Genomic DNA, 15,869 nt, shown 5'->3' with positions numbered 1-15,869 from the left:
CCAACATGCCTACGCCGCCGTCAGGCGGCGTAGGTGGTGCAGGGCGAATTGGTGCCATTCGTCAATAGATCATTGGCCGTCCGCTCGCGGACGGCCATCGCGGCAAAGGCCGACATCTGCGGCGTGCCGAAGAATGACGCGGAAACAAGCGGCCGATACGTATAATAGACTTCGACGAAAATTAGTTCGCTGCCTTTTGTCGCCGCGATTTTGCGACCCGTCGGACCCATGCCATCAATGCCGATATTGCTGTTTTCGGTGGTGGCAAAGGCCGATGTCTTGACCAGAGCGCCCGAACAGCGCTGCCAGCGCAGCTTTTGATTGATAACATTGTTCGAATTGTCGAGCACCGGCGCGATGCTGGAAACGATGATGCGCCCATTGTTCCGCAGATCGATACTGTCGCCCAATATCTTGATACCGCCCAGAGCATCAGTCACATCGCCATTGGAAATGCTGAGGCGGATGCGTGAAACGCTGTCGGAGGTCAGCGTCGCGATGTCGCCCAGTTTTTGGGACGTGTAGGCCATATTGGCGGCTTCGGCACCGTAAAGGGTAAGGCCCATGAGAACGGGCAGCGCCAGCGCAAATTCGATCGCCGCCACCCCCGCCATATTATGCCGGATTTCGCGATAGGACCGGCGAAACTTTTTGCCGATGGCCATGGTCATGCCTTGCACTTGGGGGTTAGGACATTCTGCAGCTCATAGGGCTGGCGCCGGGTCATGGTGGTTGCCGACAGGGTGGCGGTATTACCGATCCCGGTGAAGCGATAGATTGGGAGGATACGGTTATAGGTGACGACGGTGTTATACCGCACGATATCGTCCGCACCGCCGATGCCCGTCTTGCCCTCCGTCACCACGTTACGAACGCCATTGTCATCGACATCTTCCCAGCAATCGCCGCTATCGAGCGTGGCGTTATTGTTCGTGTCCTTGGTCAGCCGTTCCATCGCGTTGATCTGGCTATATTGCAGGAAACTGCCCTTGGTCGTGCGCACCGTCGCATTGGGGGCCAGGCGCTTGATGGTGGCTTCAATGTCGGTTTCGACGGCGGTGCTGTCCACCGTTTGCAGCGTCGTCAGGCGGGTGGCCCGTTCCATCGCGCCCAGCAGCACCGACCGCACATAGATTTGATAGCCGATCTCCAACCCGCCAAACAGGATGAGGCACAGGGGTATCAGGATCAGCGCGAATTCGGGCACGGAGGCACCGCGCTGATCGACTGCAAGCCTGCGCGAAAGATGTGGGTGTTGCGTCACTGCGCCAGCCTCAGCGAGCCGATATTTTCGCCGATGTCGCGAAAGACGTTGTTCAGATCGGACGCATTGGCCGCCTCGAACGCATATTCATCCTCTGCACCTGACGAGCAGTCGATGAGATCCTGGGTCAAGCCGGAGCCTGCGCCAAAGGAGATGGTGTAGATTTTCGTGCTCGCCATGTTCTTGATGGCGGCACAGGTGATCAGCATGCGGGCTGTGTGATTGGTGTTGGACGTGGTTGCGTTGCCGTTCGAGGCAATACGCTTCCAGGTGAATTCCTGCGCATAGGCCCCATAACCTGTGCTGCCAGTATCCATTTCGCCGTCCGTCATGAAGATGACATAGCGGTTCACGGGATAGGTATTGTAGGTTGCCGGGTTATCGGACGCCCAATTGCCGCTGCGCGACAGCAGTCGGGCCGCCCACAACAGGCCAATGTCGAGATAGGTACCGCCATTGGCTGCAAAGCCATTCGTCAGCTTGAAATAGTCGTTGAAGGTCGTCGCCGTCATGGGCTGTAATTCGCGCATGGCCTTCGGGCAGGCATATTGTGCGGTGCCGGTCATCGACGGGTCCGCTACGGTCCATTTCGTCGCTGTAGAAGTCGGCACCGTATTATACTGCATATCATATGCTGTGGACGGGATAGTGCTTGTTTTCGACGTGATCGCGTTACTCGTGCTCTGTTCTTCGACGCAGCCATCCCAGATGTTGGTCATCCACGTCGAGTCATGCGCAAGATTATTGTGGTTCTTGTCGACCGAGCAATATATTTGGCCGCGGTACGAGTAACACGATGTTTCCTTGTAACTGCCTGTCGTATTGAACCAGCCAGGATTGCGATCATATAGCGTGGTGTTAGCTGTTCCCCTACTGAAGCCAGCATTGACCATTTGCGAAAAAGGAATGATCGACCAGCGGACACGCTTTCGCTTGCCTTGTTCAGTCATGTTGAACTGGCTTTCGATCGTCGCCATTTGAGTTTGTAGATTGGTCAGGGCGGTACGAAGTGCCTCCATACGGGAGATATTGGTAGTCCCTTCCGTTTGCTCTAAAACATAAGTGACGGTTTTGTTATCCACCGTCATTTTCTTGCCACCTCGTCTATAGGCGGCAATCCAATCCGAGCACTCGGTCGCTGTATATTCCGGCTTGCACGCCATTGATCCGGTCGTATCGAGCACCAGTACGATATCGATGTTCGAATAATCGTTGCGCCCGCTGCACGTCGCGGAGACGGCCATCTCGTCCTTACCGAACAATTTCATGATGACGGTCGGAACAGCGGTGGAGACGGTGAGAACGATCTGTTCGTTCGTGCCAACCGTTGGCACGATATCGGCGTCCTGCAACGTCGCGCCGAGATAGTTGTTGGGGTAGTTGAACCTGACATATTTGCGCACTTCGGCGGTTACGGCATCGCTCAGGACGCCACTGGTCCCCATCAATTTCCGCCCGGCGAGCACTCCGGCGTCGCAGGCTTGCTGCAAGCGGGTCTGGCTCAGATAGCCCCGGCTGATGTCGAGCCCACCACCGATCATGCCCGCGAGCGGCACGAGCGCGGCAGCGACGATCGCCAGCGTGTTCCCCGCCTGGTTCTTCGCCAAACGGCGAAGAAACCCTACAGGATGTTCGATCTGCTTGCCCATTTGTCCGCCATCACCCATGTCGTGCCCGCCGCCCCCCACTTCGGGCCGGACAGATTATTGTCGCCTATGCAGGCGCACTCGTTAGAATGTGTATGAGGAAGATGGTTAAAGGACCGATAACCCGCCAATCCCGCCTGATCTGCGGACATTTGCGCAAATGAGCATGGCCGGGGAAGAGCTGTCGCCGCTGGTCGCTGTGCTGGCGGCGCATGCCGGGCCACGAGCGGGCCGACACCGCGCACTCTGGGCGTTCGACGCGCGGCTCGCCCATGTCGCGCGCACGACCAGCGAACCGGCGATCGGGCAGATGCGGCTGGCCTGGTGGAATGACGTCATCGACGATGCCGACGCGCGCAAGGGGCGCGGCGAGCCGGTGGTCGATGCGCTGCGCGCGACGGGCGCGATGGCCGCGCCGGGGCTGGTGGCGATGATCGACGGCTGGGAAATATTGGTGGTCGAACCGGAAATCGACGTGGAAGGCCTGCGCGCTTACGCCGCCGGGCGGGGCGGGGGGCTGTTCCGCGCGTTGGTCGATGCCGCCGATGCGCCGGACTGGCTGGACGCGGCGGGGCAGGTCTGGGCTTTATGGGATATGGCCGGCCATGTCGGCGACGCGGCACTGGCCGACGCCGCGCTGGCGCTCGCGCGGGAAATCGCGCCACAGATGGACGGCGCGCGCTGGCCGCTTGGCTGGAAACCGGTGCGGATAGTGGCCACGCTGGCGCATCAGGATGTGCTGGCCGGACGGCGCGCGCCGCTGGGGATGCCGCGTTCGCTCGCATGGCGGCTGCTGCGGATCGCGCTTGTCGGACGATAGGCAGACGCGATAGGCTGCGTTCCGCAGGAGCGAGGGAGCGGGCATATGGGGCGATTGCTGGCAGGGGGCATGGCGGCGTTGCTGCTGGTTGCGGGCGGCCTGTTCTGGTGGTCGGGCCAAGCGAGCAGTGATCCTGTGCCGCAACTGGCCCTGGCCGCGCCACCCCCGCCTGCCGTGGAGAGCCTGCCGGAGGGCAGGTCCGACGCAGTGGGGGACGCGCCACCCATGCCCGCCGAAGCCAGCCCGCAAAGCCGCGAAGAGCGACGCTTTGCCCGCTACGACCGCAATCGCGACGGGGTCATCACCCGCATCGAAATGCTGGGCAGCCGGACCAAGGCGTTCAAGGCGCTCGACAAAAATGGCGACAACCTGCTGTCTTTCGAGGAATGGGCGGTGGCGACATCGGATCGGTTCGCCGCAGCGGACGCCGATGGCGATGGCAAACTGACCCCCGCCGAATTCGCCACGACCGCGCCCAAGCGCGCCACGAAACCCAAATGTCGCTGCTGAAAAGACTCAGGCCTCAGGCCGGGTCCAGATCCACGTCCCACCGATCAGTGCAGCGGCGATCGGGATCAGGAACCAGGGGAAGGGCGAGAGGATCAGCGCCAGCACGGCACTGAAGGCGAAAGCACCCAGCGCGGCCTTCTTGCCCCGGCGGCTGATCGCCCCGCCGTCGCGCCAGCGGCGGATATGCGGGCCGAAATGCCTGTGATCGAGCAGCTTGGCCTCCAGTTTCGGGCTGGACCGGGCAAAGCAGAAGGCAGCGAGGATCATGAAGGGAACGGTCGGCAGCAAGGGCAGGAACGCGCCGATCGTGCCGAGGCCCAGCGACGCCCAACCTGCGATGAAATAGAGATATCGCCGCATGATCGGTCCTGTGGGAGCGGGGTTGTTGCTATTGTTTCGCAACTGCGAACCATGATGGCAAGGAAAAGATCAGGCCGCAGGCAAGCGCAAACGCGCGAGCAACCCGCCCAGATCCTCGCTTTCCTCCAATAGCACCGATCCGCCATAGATTTCGGCGACATCGCGCACGATGGCGAGGCCAAGGCCGGTGCCCGGCTTACCCGAATCGAGCCGGACGCCCCGATCGAAGATGCGGACGCGCTCTTCCTGGGGGATGCCCATGCCATCATCTTCGACCAGTATCTCCACCATGTCGCCTGCGCGCGTGACCGTCGCGAACACCGATCCGCCGCCATATTTCGCGGCATTTTCAATGAGGTTGCCCAGCATTTCGTCCAGATCCTGCCGCTCGACGCGCACGGCCGCCGCCTTGTCGCCGTCCATATCCACCCGCGTGTGTGGGTAAAGGCACTGCACCGCGCGCTCGACGGCGGTCAGGCTGGCCCAGACCTCGGCCCGGCTCTGCGCCGCGCCGCGCCGCCCGACGGCGCGGGCGCGGGCGAGATGATGGTCGACCTGCCGCCGCATCGTCGTCGCCTCGCGGATGACCGCTTCGCCAAGGTCGGGCGATTGCGCGGTCGCGGCATTCATGATGACGGTCAGCGGGGTCTTGAGCGCATGGGCGAGATTGCCGGCATGGGTGCGCGCTTCCTCCGCCTGCCGCTCATTATGGGCGAGCAGGGCGTTTAGTTCCTCGACCATGGGCAGCACTTCGGCGGGCATCGGTTCGGTCAGGCGGCTTTTCTGGCCGTCGCGCATCCGCACGATTTCCTGCCGCACCTTGCGCAGTGGCCGCAGCCCATAGAAGGTCTGAAGCGTCGCCAGCACGAACAGCCCGAGCGCCAGCAGCGCGAAACTCTGAAACAGCGTCGCGCGAAGCGTCTTGATCTGCGCGTCCAGCCCGGACCGCGCCTGGCCGACCATGAACAGCCAGCGGCTGTCGGAGCCGGGCAGCACTACGCTCCGCTCCATGATGCGCAAATCTTCGCCGGGAAACTGTTTGCTGTCATAGACATGCAGATGCCGGTCGCGATGTTCGGCAGGGACTTTAAGCGCGCGGTCCCACAGCGAGCGCGAGCGCCAATCCTCATGCCCCTTGGCGCTCACCTGATAATAAAGCCCGCTATTGGGTTCGAGGAAACGCTGATCGGCGAGTTCCCGGTTGAACAAGACTTCGCCTTCCGGCCCGATCTCGGCCGCCGCGATCATCGCGGTCAGTACATAATTCATGCCATCGTCGAAATTGCGCGTGATCGCGTCGCTCAACACCCGGTCCAGCGCCACCCCGCCACCCAGCAGCAACACGCTGATCCACAGCGCAGCAATGCCCATCATCCGGCGGCTGATGGACCCGGTGGAGCGGACGGGGGGAGGGGACTGGGGTTCGGTCATGCTATTGTCAGACTGTCCCATGTCCCTTCGGCCCCATATCCGTTCGGGCTGAGCCTGTCGAAGCCCTCTCCTGAGCGGAGCGAAGGCACCTCACTGCGTTCGGCAGAGCCCTTCGACTTCGCTCAGGGCGAACGGGACGAGAAATCAGATCAGCGCCCCGGCTCGTCCAGGCTGTAGCCCAAACCGCGAATGGTGGTGATGACGTCCGCGCCCAGCTTCTTGCGGATGCGCGTCACGAACACTTCGATCGTGTTGGAATCGCGGTCGAAATCCTGGTCGTATATATGTTCGATCAATTCGGTGCGGCTGACCACCTTGCCCTTGTGGTGGAGCAGATAGGACAATAATTTATATTCCTGCGCGGTCAGCTTTACCGGATCGCCCTTGAGCGTGACCTTGCCCGAGCGCGTGTCGAGGCGAACGTCGCCCGCCGTCAGTTCGCTCGACGCATTGCCCGATGCGCGGCGGATCAGCGCGCGCAGCCGGGCGATCAGTTCCTCGCTCTGGAACGGCTTGGCGAGATAATCGTCCGCCCCCGCGTCGAGGCCCGCGACCTTGTCCGACCAACTGTCGCGCGCGGTCAGCACCAGCACCGGAAAGGCGCGGCCTTCCTTGCGCCAGCGGTCCAGCACCGTCAGCCCGTCGATCGTCGGCAGACCAAGGTCGAGCACGACCGCGTCGTAATTTTCAGTGGAGCCGAGGAAATGGCCGTCTTCGCCATCGGTGGCGAGGTCGACGGCATAGCCCGCGCCCTCCAGCGTGTTCCTGAGCTGCTGGCCCAGATTCGGTTCATCCTCGACGATCAGCAGGCGCATGGGCTTTCCGTTTCTATTATAAAGCGAGCGCGGTCAGCGCGCCCAGCCGATGATATCGCCTGTCCGGCCGTCGGCATCAACCCATACCACCTTGCCATCCTTCACATATTTCAGGCGATAGCGGTTGGAACCAGGGTTGAACTCGCTGCCGACATAGGCGGCCCCGTCCATCTGGGCATCGACGCGGCGCTTGATCATGGAAAAAGGCATGACATGCCCGTCCAGCATGGCGCGTCGAGCAGCGTCCTGCTCGTCGCGGCGACCACCGGCTTCGGCCGCAGGCATGGCCGCTACCAGCGCCATGGCCGCGCCAATGCCGATCGTCACAGAGGCTGGCAGGATTTTCCACTTCATGAACATGGGCATGACATAGGCGCAGGGCATTGAACAGGTGGTGAATGACGACGTGGGTCTCGATGCTGTGGCTTAGCTTAGCCGGTCGATCGATTCCGCGTCGAGCGCGCCGGGGATGACCATGATCGGGCAGGGCATCCGGCCTGCATCGGCCCCGGCGAAATGCGATACCAGCGGGCCGGGCGGGCCGCTGGCGGCGGCGCCCAATACCAGCGCAGCCACGTCCTCCATTTCATCCAGCGTTCCGCGCACGACCGCGACGGCTTCGCCCTGGCGCACGGTGATGCTGGGACGGATGCCGGATTCGTCGGTGAGCGTGCCTGCCGCGCTGGTCACCAGCGCTTCGGCCCGTTGCAAAGCCTCATCCTCCATCGTTGCCTGCACGCCACCCCATTGGACGAACTCGGCGGGCGGGATCAGGGCGAGGATGCGAACCGTCCCCCCGGTCTTGGCCGCGCGCCGCGCGGCAAAGCGCAGCGCGGTTTCGGCCTCCGGCGATTCGTCCACAACAACCAGATATGCCCGCACTTCTTATCGCCCCTGCAAAGATTTAATGGCTATGCCGTTCGGTCAATCGGGCCGAACGAACCATAGGGGTGAAATGTGGGCCATAATCGGCTTTGGTGCAAGGCGTCCCTTGACCGTTCCGGCGAATGGGTGAAAACGAACAGCAAATGGCGCGTGCCGCATAAACCAGAAGAGGCCCCGAACGCATGAGCAAGACGATCCAGATGCCCGCTTTGTCCCCCACTATGGAGGAAGGGACGCTGGCCAAATGGCTGGTCAAGGAAGGGGATACGGTATCGTCCGGCGATCTGCTGGCGGAAATCGAGACCGACAAGGCGACGATGGAGTTCGAGGCGGTCGATGAAGGCGTGATCGCGAAGATCCTGATATCCGAAGGCTCTGAGGGCGTGAAGGTCGGCACCGTGATTGCCATCATCGCCGAAGAGGGGGAAGACGTCGCGACGGTCGCGGCTGGTGGGGGCGAGGCCGCACCCAAGGCTGATACCGCGCTTGCCAAGGCGGAAGCCGAAGAACCCGCCGCGCCTGCCGCCGCACCCAAGGCTGCTGCCGCGCCCGCCGCTGCCCCGGCCGAGGGCCGGGTCAAGGCCAGCCCGCTTGCGCGTCGTTTGGCCCAGGAAAAGGGCATCGATCTGGCGGCAGTGACCGGTTCCGGTCCCAATGGCCGCATCGTCAAGGGCGATCTGGACGGAGCCAAGGAAGGCGTCGCCCCATCGGCCGCTGCCACTGCTGCGCCTGCCGAAAAGGCGCCCGCTGCGCCGACTCCGGCCACCCCGACCGCCGCGCAGGATTTCGGTATTCCGCACGAGGTCGTCAAACTCAGCGGTATGCGCAAGACGATCGCGCGTCGCCTGACCGAATCCAAGCAGCAGATTCCGCATATTTACCTGACGGTCGATATCCAGCTCGACAAACTGCTAAAGTTGCGCGCCGACCTCAATGCGGGCCTTGCCAGCCGCAAGGTTAAATTGTCGGTCAATGATTTGCTGATCAAGGCGCTGGGCGTCGCATTGGCCGAAGTGCCCGAATGCAATGTCCAATTTGCAGGCGACCAGATGCTGCAGTTCAAGCGCGCCGACATTTCGGTCGCGGTGTCGATCCCCGGCGGTCTGATCACCCCGATCATCACCGATGCAGGCAGCAAGGGCGTGGCCGCCATCTCGGATGCGATGAAGGATCTCGCCAGTCGCGCCAAGGACGGCAAGCTCAAGCCGGAGGAATATCAGGGCGGCACCGCCTCGCTCTCCAACATGGGCATGTTCGGCATCAAGCAGTTCGAAGCGGTCATCAACCCGCCCCAGGGCATGATCATGGCGATCGGTGCGGGCGAGAAGCGGCCTTATGTCGTCGAAGACAGCCTGCAGATCGCCACCGTCATGTCGGCCACCGGCAGCTTCGACCACCGCGCCATCGACGGTGCCGACGGCGCGCGGTTGATGAAGGCGTTTAAGGAACTGATCGAAAACCCGATCGGCATGCTGGCCTGATGCCGTTCGTCGACGAGCAGCCACCGGAGCATAGCCCGGCGGTGCGGATCATCGCCATGCCCGCCGATACCAATCCCTATGGGGATATTTTCGGCGGCTGGCTGATGAGCCTGATGGATTCGGCCGCCGGCTCGGTGGCGGCCCGCTACAGCCATGGCCGTGCCGTGACGATCGCCGTCGAAGGCATGACATTCCTGCGCCCAGTCGTGGTCGGCGATGAAGTCTCGGTGTTTGCTACCCTCAATTCCGTGGGGCGCACGTCGATGAAGATCGCGGTAGAAGCATGGCGTCGTGCGCGTCATGACGACCGATCGTATCGCGTGACCCAAGCGACCTTTACCTTCGTGGCGATCGGCGAGGATCGCCAGCCCCGTTCCGTTCCGCCGATCGCGGAAGCCTAATTACAAGAAGCGAGTGTGACCCATGGCTGATACCTACGATCTCATCGTCCTCGGCTCCGGCCCCGGCGGCTATGTTGCCGCGATCCGCGCGGCGCAGTTGGGCCTCAAGACCGCCATCGTCGAGCGTGAAAATCTCGGCGGCATCTGCCTCAATTGGGGCTGCATCCCGACCAAGGCGCTGCTGCGATCGGCGGAGATTTTCCATTATATGCAGCATGCCAAGGATTATGGTCTGGCTGCGGACAATATCACGGCCGACATCGAAGCGGTGGTGAAGCGGTCGCGTGGTGTCGCCAAGCAGCTTAATCAGGGTGTCACCCACCTGATGAAGAAGAACAAGATCACCGTCCATATGGGCGAGGGCAAGCTCATCGCGAAGGGCAAGCTGTCCGTCACCAAGGATGGCAAGACCGAAGAATTGACGGCGAAGAACATCATCGTCGCCACCGGCGCGCGCGCCCGCGACCTGCCCGGCACGCCGGCTGATGGCAAGCGTGTCTGGACATACCGCCATGCCATGACCCCGCCGGAAATGCCGACCAAGCTGCTGGTCATCGGCTCGGGGGCGATTGGCATCGAGTTTGCCAGCTTCTACAATGACATGGGCGCCGAGGTGACCGTGGTCGAAATGATGGATCGGATCGTTCCGGTCGAAGATGCCGACGTCTCGGCCTTCCTGGAAAAGGCTCTCAAGAAGCAGGGCATGACTATCCTGACCGGCGCGGGCGTCAGCGACATTCAGGTCAGCGACACCGGGGTCAAGGTGAAGCTGAAGGACAAGGCTGGCAAGGAAACGGCCGCCGAATTCAGCCATATGATCGTCGCCATCGGCATCGTTCCCAATACGGCCGACATTGGCCTGAAGGAATTGGGCGTCGATATGGACGATCGCGGTTTCCTGAAGACCGATGCGATGTGCCGCACCAACGTCGATGGCGTCTGGGCGATCGGCGACATAACCGCGCCGCCATGGCTGGCGCACAAGGCGAGCCATGAGGGTGTGATCACGGCCGAGGCGATTGCGGGTCAACACCCCCATGCGATGGACCCGCGCAATATTCCCGGCTGCACCTATTGCCACCCGCAAATCGCCAGCGTCGGCCTGACCGAGGCGAAGGCGAAGGAAGCGGGTTACGAGGTGAAGGTCGGCATGTTCCCCTTCATCGGCAATGGCAAAGCGATCGCGCTGGGCGAGGCCGAAGGCTTCACCAAGACGGTGTTCGACGCCAAGACCGGCGAATTGCTGGGTGCCCATATGATCGGCGCGGAAGTGACCGAGATGATCCAGGGCTATACGATCGGCAAGACGCTGGAAACGACCGAAGCGGAACTGATGCATACGGTCTTCCCGCATCCGACCATTTCGGAATCGATGCATGAAAGCGTGCTGGCGGCCTATGGGCGTGCGATCCATATCTGATCGCTGGACAGCACAGAAAGGCGCGGGGGCTTTGGTCCTCGCGCTTTTTTGCGTGCTTGCCATAGCGTGGATGCAGCGGGCCGGGTGGCTCGACGGGCTGAACAATGGGCTGATGGGAGCAGCGGGCCAGGCGCGGGATAGCGCCTGGGGCGGGCCATCCATTGCGCTGATGCGGCTGGCGACGGCGATCGGCGATACGATCGGCAGGATCGCGATATTGGCGATCGTTTTCCCCCTGTTGCTTTGGCGGCAGCGACGCGCGGATGCGCTTTGGCTGGCGCTGATGATGGCGGGCGGCACCGCGCTCAACCTGATCCTCAAGCAGCTATTCGCCGCGCCGCGCCCCGATCTGCTGCCGCATCTGGATGTCGTTCACAGCTACAGTTTCCCGAGCGGCCATGCGGCGGGAAATATGATGTTGTTCGGCGCTTTGGCGATGCTGGCCGCGCGCCGCAGCGTCTATTGGGCGGCGGGCGTGATGATCGCGCTGATCGGCGTCAGCCGGGTCTGGCTGGGGGTGCATTGGCCGAGCGACGTGATGGCCGGGTGGGTCGAAGGCTTTGGCTGGCTGCTGCTGTGCCGCGTCTGGTTACCAGCGCGGCGAGGGTAGCAGCAGCGCGCGGAGGAGGCTGTCGTGGGGCGGCATCCCGTCGGTCGTGATGAAACCATGCACCCAGAAACTGTCGAAGACCGTCGCAGCGGCGACGCCGAGTAGCAGCAAGGCTGCACCCGCAAATAGGCGCGGCGCACCGCGTATCGGCCGACCGGGGGACAAGGCGATCAGGATCAGGGGCAGGATCGGCAGGAAATAGCGGCCCTGTGTCCCCTGGATATAATCCGCGCCGAGCGGCGTGCCGGTCAGATACATGGCGGTTTCGATCAGCAGGGCGATGCCGCCCGCCACCGCCAGCCACCATAGCCGTTGGCCGATGCCGAAACGCGCGCCCGTGCCGGTCGCAACGCCCGCGCCCAGCATCAGCAGCGCCAGCGGATACGCGATCAGCGGCAGCAGGATCGCGTTCCACCCGAAGCGCCCGACGATCTGCAGCGCATAGACCGGCGCACGCTCGGTCACGCTGGAGATAAGGACGCGCCCATAAGCCAGCGGATCGCGCAGGACGACGGCGAGTTGGTCGGCCAACGGCGCGGTCATCATCGTCTCGCCGGTGCGGCGCGACTGGATATGGTAGAGCGCCTGGCTGCCGCCCGAGAATTTCATCCACAGGATGAAGCCGATCGCGCCCACCAGCATCGCGCCGATCAGCAGCCAGGGCCGCCGGTCACGGCGGTCCTGCGGCCAGCGCAAGCCCGCCGCCATGAGCGGGAGATAGACGCCTTTGGCCAAGGCCAGAATCGGCGCGGTGACGAACAGCCCGGCGGTACGGGCCGGGGTCGCGCCCATGAATCCGACCCGTAGTGCCAGCGCGAGGCCGAGAAAGCCAAGGCCATTGATGACGGCATCAGGCGAGAGCGACCCGGTTTGATAGGCGAAGGTGGGAAGCAGCGCCGTCGCCAGCAGTGCGTTGCGGCCGAAGGGCAGGAGTTGCAGCGCGCCAATCAGCAGCAGCAGTCCCGTCGCCGCATTGACAAGGCGACCGACATAAAAGGCATCGCGTCGCGAGAGGTCGAGCGCATCGCCCAGATACAGGCCGACCGCGCCGGGCGCATACAGGCTGGGCGCGTAACTCGCGACGTTGGGAAATTCGGCAAAGGCCATGCCCGGCCGTCGTGCATCCGCGTCCGGGCTCTGTTCCAGCATCGTGCGGTCGAAACGGCGCAGCGTTGCGGGGACATCGGTTGGGAAATCGACGCCATGAAACGCCACCGCCGCGCGCGGGAGGGGCGCACCGATCAGATCGCCCCGCTGTTCGGCCAGGACACGGCCTTCCGACAGTAGCAGCGCCTTCATATAATGCTGGTTTTCATCGGGTGCCTGGAAAGGCGGCGTGATCAGCGTGAAGAATAAAGTGGCGATGGCGATCGCGGTCAGCAACAGCCTTTCCAGCCGGCTCCATGGCGCCGCCACCAGCATGTCGGGACTGGGCGCGCCTGTCTTCGTCCTGATCCGTTCGCTTCGCATCGCCGCCGCACTTTGCCCTTTGGCCGCGATGCTAAGCGGGAGCCCTTAATATTTCCAGTCCGTAACCAAATTTTGCTGGGGCGGCCTTAACCGTCCTCGGCGGCGGCATGTTTGACTGGCGGATGCAACCTTAGCCGGGTGACGCGCCGTCCATCGCTGGCCAGGATTTCGAGCTTCCAACCACTTTGCACATGCGCCAGGATTTCGCCCGGTTCAGGCACGCGCCCGGCGATGACGAAGGCAAGGCCGCCCAGCGTATCGACATCTTCGTCGATATCGCCCAATTTCTCGTCAATCTCTTCGGCGACGTCTTCCAGTTCGGCGCGGGCATCGGCCTCCCACAGGCCGTCTTCCAGTTGCACGAGCATGGCTTCGGGGGCGTCGTCATGCTCGTCTTCGACCTCGCCGACGATTTCCTCGACCAGATCTTCGAAGGTCAACAGCCCCTCTGTGCCCGAATATTCGTCCAGCACGATGGCCAGATGGGTGCGCTTGGCGCGCATTTCGGCGAGCAGGTCGAGCGCGCCCATGCTTTCGGGCACATAGAGCGGCTGGCGGATCAGCGGTTCGAGCGTGTCTGGCACGGGTTCCTTGCCCGCCAGGATGGCGAAGGCGTCGCGGATATGGACCATGCCGACGATCGTATCGAGCGTGTCGCGATAGACCGGGATGCGACTATGGCCCGCTTCGGCGAACAGCGCGGCGAGATCGGCAAAGCTCGCCTTCTCCTCGATCGCGATGATGTCGGCGCGGGGCACGGCGACGTCGTCGACCGTATGTTCGGAAAAATGAAGGAGGTTGCGGACCATCTGCCGCTCGATCGCCGACAGGTCGCCCTTGGTCGGCGGCGCTGCGCCGACTTCCTCGCTATCCTCGTCATATTCGTCGAGCGCTTCTTCCAGCTCCTGCCGCAGGCTGGTGGATTCGCTGTCGCCGAACAGGAGCGACTTGATGCCGCTCCATAAACCGCCGTCGTTACTACTGTCCGATTCCTTGGAACCGTTGCCGTCCTTCGGGCTGCCCTCAGCCATAGTTAGTCCTAATCCCCTGTCGTTATGCGATCCGCATAGGGATCGGCTAGCCCAAGACTGGCCAAGGCAGCGACTTCCAGCGCTTCCATGGCCTGCGCCTCATTGTCGTCCATATGATCATATCCAAGCAAATGGAAAGTCCCGTGTATGATCAAATGCACGGCATGATCGGCGATGGCGATGCCCTTGTCGGCCGCTTCGGCGGCACAAACCCCCTCGGCCAGCACGATATCGCCGAGCAGGACTTCGCCATCGTCGGTATTGGCGGTGCCCTGCAACAGGTCGGCCTGCACCATCGGAAAGGACAGGACGTTGGTCGGCTTGTCCTTGTCGCGATAGGCGCGGTTCAATTCATGCACTTCTGCATCGCTCGTCAGCTTGACCGCGATTTCATACAGCGCCTGATCGGTCGCGAAGGCAGCATAGGGGCTATGCGCGATGGCGGCGGCGACGGCGCTTTGGGCGAGCTGTTCCCAGTCCGGTCCGGGCCAGCCATCTTCATGGAGGAGAGCGACTTCAATCATGATTTATGAATCTCATCATTCCGTTCGGTTCGAGCTTGTCGAGAACTGTTCTCGACGGACGCTTCTCGACAAGCTCGAAGCTGCTCGAACCGAACGGGGATTGGGACGTCCGCGGCGTTAAGCATCCGGCCCCTCATAGGCCTGAACGATGCGCCCGACGACGGGATGGCGGACGACATCGCCGATGCCGAAGGGCACCATGGCGATCCCCTCGACTCCATCTAGCCGCGCGACCGCGTCGGCGAGGCCCGATGCGCCGGGTTGCGGCAGATCGACCTGCTTGGGGTCGCCGCAGATGACCATGCGACTGCCTTCGCCAAAGCGGGTGAGGAACATCTTCATCTGCGCGATGGTGGTGTTCTGCGCTTCGTCCAGCACGATGAAGGCGTTGGCGAGCGTCCGCCCGCGCATGAAGGCGAGCGGCGCGATCTCGATCTCGCCGCTGGCGATGCGCCGTTCGACCTGCTCGGCGGGAAGCGTATCATAAAGCGCATCGTAGATTGGGCGGAGATAGGGATCGACCTTCTCCTTCATGTCGCCGGGCAGGAAGCCGAGCCGCTCGCCAGCCTCGACCGCAGGACGCGACAGGATCAGCTTGTCCACCGTGCCGGTGATCAACTGGCTGACCGCTTGCGCCACCGCCAGATAGGTCTTGCCGGTGCCTGCTGGCCCCAATGCAAAGATGATGTCGTTGCGGTTCAGCGCCTCCATATAGGTGACCTGCGTCGCAGAGCGCGGCACGATCGTCTTCTTGCGGGTGCGGATCATCACCGTGGGCGGTTCGGCGACGTCATGGCGGATGATGCCGTCCAGCGTCGGTTCGGACGACATGGCGATCACCGCCTCGACCGCGCCGGTGTCGATCTGCTGACCCGCCACGATGCGGTTGTAGAGGCCGGTCATCACGTCGCGCGCCCGGGCGGCGGCCTGCGCCTCACCCTCGATCTGCAACTTGTTGCCGCGCGCGGCGATATAGACGCCCAGCCGATTTTCGATCGCGACCAGATTCTGGTCATATTGGCCAAATAACGTGCCGAGCAGGTGCGGCTTGTCGAAAGTGACTTCGAGCCGGGCGCGTTCGGCGACGTCGGTGCGATGGTTGGGGTTCGGTTTCTTGCCCATGGTCAGCCTCCCTTGCTCGTCATGCATCTCGTGAAGATCCGCCATAGCGGTAGATCGGGGAGATGGCGTCCCACACATG

Annotated in this window: 18 protein-coding genes; 6 read left to right on the top strand and 12 right to left on the bottom strand. The window is 62.8% G+C overall.

All coding sequences use genetic code 11. The features are described 5' to 3' along the window. Positions 1-20: 20 nt before the first annotated feature. From BF95_RS02135 to BF95_RS02125, 3 genes are read right to left on the bottom strand one after another with little or no spacing between them, the layout of a single operon-like run. Complete coding sequence (locus BF95_RS02135) at positions 21-665, bottom strand: TadE/TadG family type IV pilus assembly protein (RefSeq protein ID WP_051519814.1); 645 nt, start codon at positions 663-665, stop codon at positions 21-23. A 2-nt stretch (positions 666-667) separates the two neighbouring features. After that, positions 668-1,264: a TadE/TadG family type IV pilus assembly protein gene (locus BF95_RS02130; RefSeq protein WP_043148994.1), complete on the bottom strand. Its 597-nt coding sequence runs from the start codon at positions 1,262-1,264 to the stop codon at positions 668-670. After that, the gene (locus tag BF95_RS02125; RefSeq protein ID WP_081764003.1) at positions 1,261-2,931 is read right to left on the bottom strand and encodes a TadE/TadG family type IV pilus assembly protein; all 1,671 of its coding nucleotides are present in this window, start codon (positions 2,929-2,931) and stop codon (positions 1,261-1,263) included. Before BF95_RS02125 ends, BF95_RS02130 begins: the two co-directional genes overlap by 4 nt. Positions 2,932-3,076: 145 nt before the next feature. Here BF95_RS02125 and BF95_RS02120 point away from each other — a divergent pair, with 145 nt between their 5' ends. Beyond that, positions 3,077-3,730, top strand: coding sequence for a squalene/phytoene synthase family protein (locus tag BF95_RS02120; RefSeq protein ID WP_043149082.1), 654 nt, complete (start codon positions 3,077-3,079; stop codon positions 3,728-3,730). 45 nt (positions 3,731-3,775) lie between these two features. Then, positions 3,776-4,240 (top strand): EF-hand domain-containing protein, encoded by a 465-nt coding sequence (locus tag BF95_RS02115; RefSeq protein WP_043148990.1) that lies wholly within the window; start codon positions 3,776-3,778, stop codon positions 4,238-4,240. A 6-nt stretch (positions 4,241-4,246) separates the two neighbouring features. Here BF95_RS02115 and BF95_RS02110 read toward each other — a convergent pair whose 3' ends face one another. From BF95_RS02110 to BF95_RS02090, 5 genes are all read right to left on the bottom strand, one after another. Continuing rightward, entirely contained in the window at positions 4,247-4,600 is a 354-nt protein-coding gene (locus BF95_RS02110) for a YbaN family protein (RefSeq protein WP_043148989.1), read from the bottom strand. 69 nt (positions 4,601-4,669) lie between these two features. After that, complete coding sequence (locus BF95_RS02105) at positions 4,670-5,974, bottom strand: sensor histidine kinase (RefSeq protein ID WP_043148988.1); 1,305 nt, start codon at positions 5,972-5,974, stop codon at positions 4,670-4,672. Positions 5,975-6,180: 206 nt separating this feature from the next. Continuing rightward, complete coding sequence (locus tag BF95_RS02100) at positions 6,181-6,846, bottom strand: response regulator transcription factor (protein WP_043148986.1); 666 nt, start codon at positions 6,844-6,846, stop codon at positions 6,181-6,183. A gap of 33 nt (positions 6,847-6,879) precedes the next feature. Continuing rightward, positions 6,880-7,230 (bottom strand): hypothetical protein, encoded by a 351-nt coding sequence (locus BF95_RS02095; protein WP_043148984.1) that lies wholly within the window; start codon positions 7,228-7,230, stop codon positions 6,880-6,882. A gap of 42 nt (positions 7,231-7,272) precedes the next feature. After that, the gene (locus BF95_RS02090; protein ID WP_043148982.1) at positions 7,273-7,728 is read right to left on the bottom strand and encodes a universal stress protein; all 456 of its coding nucleotides are present in this window, start codon (positions 7,726-7,728) and stop codon (positions 7,273-7,275) included. Between the two features lie 185 nt (positions 7,729-7,913). On the opposite strand from BF95_RS02090, the gene BF95_RS02085 reads away from it, so the two are divergent. From BF95_RS02085 to BF95_RS02070, 4 genes are read left to right on the top strand one after another with little or no spacing between them, the layout of a single operon-like run. Further along, entirely contained in the window at positions 7,914-9,212 is a 1,299-nt protein-coding gene (locus tag BF95_RS02085) for a pyruvate dehydrogenase complex dihydrolipoamide acetyltransferase (protein WP_043148981.1), read from the top strand. Then, positions 9,212-9,613 carry an acyl-CoA thioesterase gene (locus tag BF95_RS02080; RefSeq protein ID WP_043148980.1) on the top strand — a complete coding sequence of 134 codons (402 nt, stop codon included), beginning with the start codon at positions 9,212-9,214 and terminating at the stop codon, positions 9,611-9,613. The genes BF95_RS02085 and BF95_RS02080 overlap by 1 nt, the downstream gene beginning before the upstream one ends. A 22-nt stretch (positions 9,614-9,635) precedes the next feature. Beyond that, the gene (gene lpdA / locus BF95_RS02075; RefSeq protein WP_043148978.1) at positions 9,636-11,033 is read left to right on the top strand and encodes a dihydrolipoyl dehydrogenase; all 1,398 of its coding nucleotides are present in this window, start codon (positions 9,636-9,638) and stop codon (positions 11,031-11,033) included. Then, complete coding sequence (locus BF95_RS02070; RefSeq protein WP_043148977.1) at positions 11,011-11,643, top strand: phosphatase PAP2 family protein; 633 nt, start codon at positions 11,011-11,013, stop codon at positions 11,641-11,643. Before lpdA ends, BF95_RS02070 begins: the two co-directional genes overlap by 23 nt. Here BF95_RS02070 and BF95_RS02065 read toward each other — a convergent pair. The 4 genes from BF95_RS02065 to BF95_RS02050 all read right to left on the bottom strand — a co-directional run bounded on the left by BF95_RS02065 (position 11,623) and on the right by BF95_RS02050 (position 15,790). Beyond that, entirely contained in the window at positions 11,623-13,113 is a 1,491-nt protein-coding gene (locus tag BF95_RS02065) for a DUF2142 domain-containing protein (RefSeq protein ID WP_043148976.1), read from the bottom strand. The two genes, BF95_RS02070 and BF95_RS02065, sit on opposite strands and share 21 nt — an antisense overlap. A gap of 86 nt (positions 13,114-13,199) precedes the next feature. Beyond that, positions 13,200-14,144 (bottom strand): hemolysin family protein, encoded by a 945-nt coding sequence (locus BF95_RS02060; protein WP_043148974.1) that lies wholly within the window; start codon positions 14,142-14,144, stop codon positions 13,200-13,202. Between the two features lie 8 nt (positions 14,145-14,152). Continuing rightward, the gene (ybeY, locus tag BF95_RS02055; protein ID WP_043148973.1) at positions 14,153-14,668 is read right to left on the bottom strand and encodes an rRNA maturation RNase YbeY; all 516 of its coding nucleotides are present in this window, start codon (positions 14,666-14,668) and stop codon (positions 14,153-14,155) included. A 117-nt stretch (positions 14,669-14,785) separates the two neighbouring features. After that, the gene (locus BF95_RS02050) at positions 14,786-15,790 is read right to left on the bottom strand and encodes a PhoH family protein (RefSeq protein ID WP_043149081.1); all 1,005 of its coding nucleotides are present in this window, start codon (positions 15,788-15,790) and stop codon (positions 14,786-14,788) included. Positions 15,791-15,869: the final 79 nt, after the last annotated feature.

The organism is Sphingobium sp. Ant17 (assembly GCF_000588875.1).
Taxonomy (GTDB): Bacteria; Pseudomonadota; Alphaproteobacteria; order Sphingomonadales; family Sphingomonadaceae; genus Sphingobium.
This window is presented reverse-complemented; position numbering and strand designations above follow the sequence as displayed.

Excerpts from the sequence above, each read along its gene's own strand:
- BF95_RS02100 (WP_043148986.1), bottom strand. The coding sequence starts at position 6,846 with ATGCGCCTGCTGATCGTCGAGGATGAACCGAATCTGGGCCAGCAGCTC.
- BF95_RS02060 (WP_043148974.1), bottom strand. The coding sequence starts at position 14,144 with ATGGCTGAGGGCAGCCCGAAGGACGGCAACGGTTCCAAGGAATCGGAC.
- BF95_RS02095 (WP_043148984.1), bottom strand. The coding sequence starts at position 7,230 with ATGCCCTGCGCCTATGTCATGCCCATGTTCATGAAGTGGAAAATCCTG.
- BF95_RS02125 (WP_081764003.1), bottom strand. The coding sequence starts at position 2,931 with ATGGGTGATGGCGGACAAATGGGCAAGCAGATCGAACATCCTGTAGGG.
- BF95_RS02110 (WP_043148989.1), bottom strand. The coding sequence starts at position 4,600 with ATGCGGCGATATCTCTATTTCATCGCAGGTTGGGCGTCGCTGGGCCTC.
- lpdA (WP_043148978.1), top strand. The coding sequence starts at position 9,636 with ATGGCTGATACCTACGATCTCATCGTCCTCGGCTCCGGCCCCGGCGGC.
- BF95_RS02115 (WP_043148990.1), top strand. The coding sequence starts at position 3,776 with ATGGGGCGATTGCTGGCAGGGGGCATGGCGGCGTTGCTGCTGGTTGCG.
- BF95_RS02120 (WP_043149082.1), top strand. The coding sequence starts at position 3,077 with ATGGCCGGGGAAGAGCTGTCGCCGCTGGTCGCTGTGCTGGCGGCGCAT.
- ybeY (WP_043148973.1), bottom strand. The coding sequence starts at position 14,668 with ATGATTGAAGTCGCTCTCCTCCATGAAGATGGCTGGCCCGGACCGGAC.
- BF95_RS02070 (WP_043148977.1), top strand. The coding sequence starts at position 11,011 with ATGGGCGTGCGATCCATATCTGATCGCTGGACAGCACAGAAAGGCGCG.
- BF95_RS02080 (WP_043148980.1), top strand. The coding sequence starts at position 9,212 with ATGCCGTTCGTCGACGAGCAGCCACCGGAGCATAGCCCGGCGGTGCGG.
- BF95_RS02050 (WP_043149081.1), bottom strand. The coding sequence starts at position 15,790 with ATGGGCAAGAAACCGAACCCCAACCATCGCACCGACGTCGCCGAACGC.
- BF95_RS02105 (WP_043148988.1), bottom strand. The coding sequence starts at position 5,974 with ATGATGGGCATTGCTGCGCTGTGGATCAGCGTGTTGCTGCTGGGTGGC.
- BF95_RS02085 (WP_043148981.1), top strand. The coding sequence starts at position 7,914 with ATGAGCAAGACGATCCAGATGCCCGCTTTGTCCCCCACTATGGAGGAA.
- BF95_RS02135 (WP_051519814.1), bottom strand. The coding sequence starts at position 665 with ATGGCCATCGGCAAAAAGTTTCGCCGGTCCTATCGCGAAATCCGGCAT.
- BF95_RS02065 (WP_043148976.1), bottom strand. The coding sequence starts at position 13,113 with ATGCGAAGCGAACGGATCAGGACGAAGACAGGCGCGCCCAGTCCCGAC.